Below are 4,296 nucleotides of genomic sequence, written 5' to 3' on the forward strand. Positions count from 1 at the left end.
GTTCGTGGATTGAGCTGATGACTTTCATCGAGCGGGTGTCTCCTGGCGGGCGTCGCGTATGAATCGCCCGAGGCAAGGGTAGAAAAAGACTTAAGCGGGAGCGTAGGCGAGTCGCACGTAGATCGGCGCGAAAGGCTCGGCCTGCGTGATTTCGATCAGCGATTCGCGCGACAGCTCCAGCATGGCGATGAAGTTCACCACGACCACCGGCACGCCGCGCGAGGTGTCGAACAATTCGGTGAATTCCATGAAGCGCGCCGTTTGCAGGCGACGCAGAATGACGCTCATATGTTCGCGCACGGACAATTCCTCGCGCGAAATCTTGTGATGTTGAACCAGCTTCGCGCGCTTGATGACGTCGGCCCAGGCGCTGCGCAAGTCGGCCATATCGACATCCGGGAAGCGCTGTTCGGCGGATTGTTCGATATAGATATCCGCGCGCAAGAAGTCGCGCCCGAGTTGCGGCAACTGGTCGATTTTCTGTGCGGCGAGCTTCATCTGCTCGTATTCGAGCAAGCGGCGCACGAGTTCGGCGCGCGGATCTTCGGCGTCTTCGCCGGTATCCGCTTTCTTGACCGGCAGCAGCATGCGCGACTTGATTTCGATCAGCATGGCCGCCATCAGCAAATATTCCGACGCCAGTTCCAGATTCGATTCGCGAATCTGATCGACATAGCCGAGATATTGCGCGGTGACATCCGCCATCGGGATATCGAGCACGTTGAAGTTCTGCTTGCGGATAAGGTAGAGCAGCAGGTCCAGCGGGCCTTCGAACGCTTCGAGAAAGATTTCGAGCGCGTCGGGCGGAATGTAGAGATCGGTCGGCAGCTTCCAGAGCGGCTCGCCGTAGAGATGCGCGATTGCCACGCCGTCGATGGTATCGGGCGTGGAATCGGTCGCGGGCGTGGCGAGCGCCACGGCGCGGTCCTGCTGCGTGCCGTCGCGATTCTCGGTCGGACTATGACCCGGCGAAACGGCGTTCGGCTCGCGGCCGGCTGCGCTCACGTTCAGAAATTCTGGTAGTACACGTACGGCGTCTGCTGCACGCGCGAATCCTGCTGATTCTTGCGTTCGTCGAGATCGATCGGCTGCTTGTCCCACAGCAGCGCGCGGCCCTGGCGCTGTTCCGATTCCAGCTTCGGGTTCTTTTCTTTCATCTGGTTGATGAATTGGGTGATGTCCGACTGGTACATGATCCGGCTTCCGGTGGTTCGCTGCGGGTTCGGGAAAGATGCGGCTTCGAACTGCTTTACCGCGAGATTGCCGGAATTTTACCGCAAGCCCGCGACGTCGATGCACATCCGCGCGGATTGTTCCACCGCAAATTGCACGTACGTGCAGGAACCCTGCGCTTGACACAGCGTCCAAATGCGCGCGCCGCTATTTACCGTCTGCGTGGGGCGCGTTGTGGTGAAATAGCGCCTGCGCGTGCCGTTGCGTCTTATCCGCACGCATCAACAAAATTTCAGTTCACTTATCCCGATGCCGGAGGAAACGTTTGGCGGGCCGTCTGTTTGATCCGCTGCGCGCGTGGCGCAGAGCCGCCGTGCGTCGTGGCGCTTGCCTGCCCGCACTGGCCCTTGGCGTGCTGTCGGCGGTGCTCGCCGCGCCCGCGCAGGCGAAATATTCGATCGATATCGACGCGCCGCGCTCCGTCAAGTCGCTGCTCAAGGAGCATCTCGACCTCTCGCGTTTCGCCAAGCGCGACGACGTCAGCGACGATCAGATCGACTTTCTCGTCACCGCCGCACCGAAAGACGTGCGCGATCTCGTATCGACGGAAGGGTATTTCACGCCGGTCGTGCGCACCGACGTCTCCACCGGCGAAGACGGCAAACGCAAGATCAAACTGTCCGTCGATCCCGGTCCGCAGACCAAGGTTGCATCGGTGCAACTGCATTTCATCGGCGCGGTGGATAAGGAAGACCCCGCGCAGGAAAACGCCGCGCGTTTCGCGTTTTCGATCAACGAAGGCGATCCTTTCACGCAGCACGGCTGGGACGACGCCAAGAACGCCTCGCTGCGTGCGCTGCAAGCCAAGCGCTATCTCGGCGCGAAGATCGTCAAGTCGCAGGCGCGCATCAATCCGCGTACGCAGATTGCCGACCTTTCGGTGACCTTCGACAGCGGCCCGACTTTCACGCTCGGCAAGCTCGATATCAGCGGGACCAAGCGCTATCCGTCGTGGATCATCGATCATGTGAATCCGATCAATCCGGGCGAGATTTACAGCGTCGCGCGGCTCAACGAATTGCAGCGGCAGATTCAGAACACGCCGTATTACGCGAGCGTGGCGATCGATACGGACAGCGACCCGAACAAGCCGCTCGAAACGCCGATGCACGTGAAGGTGAGCGAGTATCCGTACAACAGCATCCGCTACGGTGTGGGCTACGCGACGGATACGGGCTTTCACATTCAAGGCGCCTACAGCTATCTCGATACCTTCGGCAAGGCGTATCCGTTCACCATTTCCGGCCGCCTCGATCAGACGCAGCAATACGGCCGCGTGCAGCTCGCGATGCCGCCGGATTCGCACGGCTGGGTGAACGCCGTGTTCGGCTCGTACACGATCACCGATGTATCGAGCACCAACATCTACAGCGCGCGCGTGGGCGTGCAGCGTTCGCGCTCGCGACAGAATATCGACACGACGTTCTCGCTGACGTTCTACGACGATCGCCTGACGCAGAATCTGCCGAATCCATCGACGGCGCGCGCGCTGGTGCCCGCGTGGAGCTGGGTGCGCCGCAATGTCGATGATCCGCTGTTTCCGCGCAGCGGGAATATCGTGCGCGCCGAAGCGGGTTTCGCGGTCAAGGGCGTGATGACCGATCAGACTTTCGCGCGCCTCTATACGAACGCGGTTCAGTATCTGCCGATCGCGCGCAACGATATCGTGCTGTTCCGCGCGGAGTTCGGCGGCGTGTTCACCAGCGGGCCGTCGAGCGGCATTCCGGCGTCGCTGCTGTTCCGCGCGGGCGGCGCGAACTCGGTGCGCGGCTATAGCTATCTGAGTATCGGCAACAACGTGGCGGGATCGATTATTCCGGCCAAGTACATGGTGACCGGTAGCAGCGAATATCAGCACTGGTTCACGCACGACTGGGGCGGCGCGGTGTTCTTCGATATCGGCACGGTGACGGATACGTGGAGCGAGCGCGTGTTCCAGCCGGGCGTGGGTATCGGCGCGCGCTGGCGCAGCCCGGTCGGCCCGATCAACGTCGATGTGGCGTACGGGCTGAAGAACAAGAGCATCAAACCTTATCTGACGCTGGGTATCGCGTTCTGATGAGCGTGGCTAAGGACACACGAGAAGCATGACGGAACCGACCACTCCACCCGAGGCAAACGAAACGCCGCCTGAGCCGCGCGAGAAGCCGCCGCGTCGCTCGGTGGCGCGCCGGCTTGCGCGCTGGCTCGGCGTGCTGGTGCTGGTGATCGTGCTGATTCTCGGGATCGCGGTGGGCACGATGTTGTTCGTGCTGACGACGGATCGCGGCACGCAATACGCGTGGCAGGCGGCGACGTCGCTGCTCAAAGGACAACTCACTGGCAAGCTCGATGGCGGTTCGATCGCGCACGGCCTGCAACTGCGCGACGTGCACTGGAAGGACAAGACCGGCACCGATATCGCCATCGATAGCGTGTCCGGGAAATGGGAACTGACGCGCGAGCCGTTGCGCTTCACCATCGACTATCTGCATGTCGGGACGATCGATGCGCGGATCGCGCCGTCGAACGAACCGAGCAAGAAGACCGAACTCCCGAAGGATCTGCGTTTGCCGATTCAGCTCGCCATCCGCGATCTGAGCGTGGACAAATTGCGCCTTCACGCAGGCACGGCCACGACCGAATTCACCGGCCTGCTGTTCCACGGCCAAAGCGATGGCCAGCATCACGAAGCCACTGTGCAGCGGCTCGATACGCCGTTCGGCGCGGTGACCGCATCGCTGAAACTGGATGGCGGGGCGCGGCCGTTTCCGCTGTCCGGCGATCTGGGTTATGCGGGCAAGGTCAGTGGCGAGACGGTGAGCGTCGGCGCGCGGCTTTCGGGCGCGCTCGAAGACCTGATCGCCGATATCGACGCCAGCGGCATGAAACTCAACGGTCAGGCGCACGTCGAAGCGCTGCCGTTCGCCGACGTGCCGCTGAAATCCGCGCTCGTGACCGTCGATCACGTGAATCCGCAGGCGTTCGCGCCGGGCGCGCCAGCCGCCGATCTGTCCGTGCGTGCCGAAGTGAAACCGGTCGATGACGCCAAGGGCTTCGTCGTCAGCGGGCCGGTGTCGATCG

3 protein-coding genes and 1 pseudogene are annotated in these 4,296 nt (G+C 62.0%); 2 read left to right on the top strand and 2 right to left on the bottom strand.

Annotated features, from left to right (window positions below; translation table 11 throughout):
* Nucleotides 1–90 precede the first annotated feature (90 nt).
* Together P7F28_RS16975 and P7F28_RS16980 are read right to left on the bottom strand one after the other, a co-directional pair.
* Nucleotides 91–918, bottom strand: a complete 828-nt coding sequence (locus P7F28_RS16975; protein WP_277185688.1) for a ScpA family protein — start codon at nucleotides 916–918, stop codon at nucleotides 91–93.
* An 89-nt stretch (nucleotides 919–1,007) separates the two neighbouring features.
* Nucleotides 1,008–1,196 (bottom strand): DUF3460 family protein, encoded by a 189-nt coding sequence (locus P7F28_RS16980; protein ID WP_277185689.1) that lies wholly within the window; start codon nucleotides 1,194–1,196, stop codon nucleotides 1,008–1,010.
* 350 nt (nucleotides 1,197–1,546) lie between these two features.
* On the opposite strand from P7F28_RS16980, the gene P7F28_RS16985 reads away from it, so the two are divergent.
* Both P7F28_RS16985 and P7F28_RS16990 read left to right on the top strand, forming a co-directional pair.
* Entirely contained in the window at nucleotides 1,547–3,292 is a 1,746-nt protein-coding gene (locus P7F28_RS16985; protein WP_277185690.1) for an autotransporter assembly complex protein TamA, read from the top strand.
* Between the two features lie 28 nt (nucleotides 3,293–3,320).
* Nucleotides 3,321–4,296, top strand: a pseudogene (locus P7F28_RS16990) (translocation and assembly module protein TamB); the annotation flags it as partial.

The sequence above is a fragment of the Caballeronia sp. BR00000012568055 genome, assembly GCF_029439455.1.
Classification (GTDB): domain Bacteria; phylum Pseudomonadota; class Gammaproteobacteria; order Burkholderiales; family Burkholderiaceae; genus Caballeronia.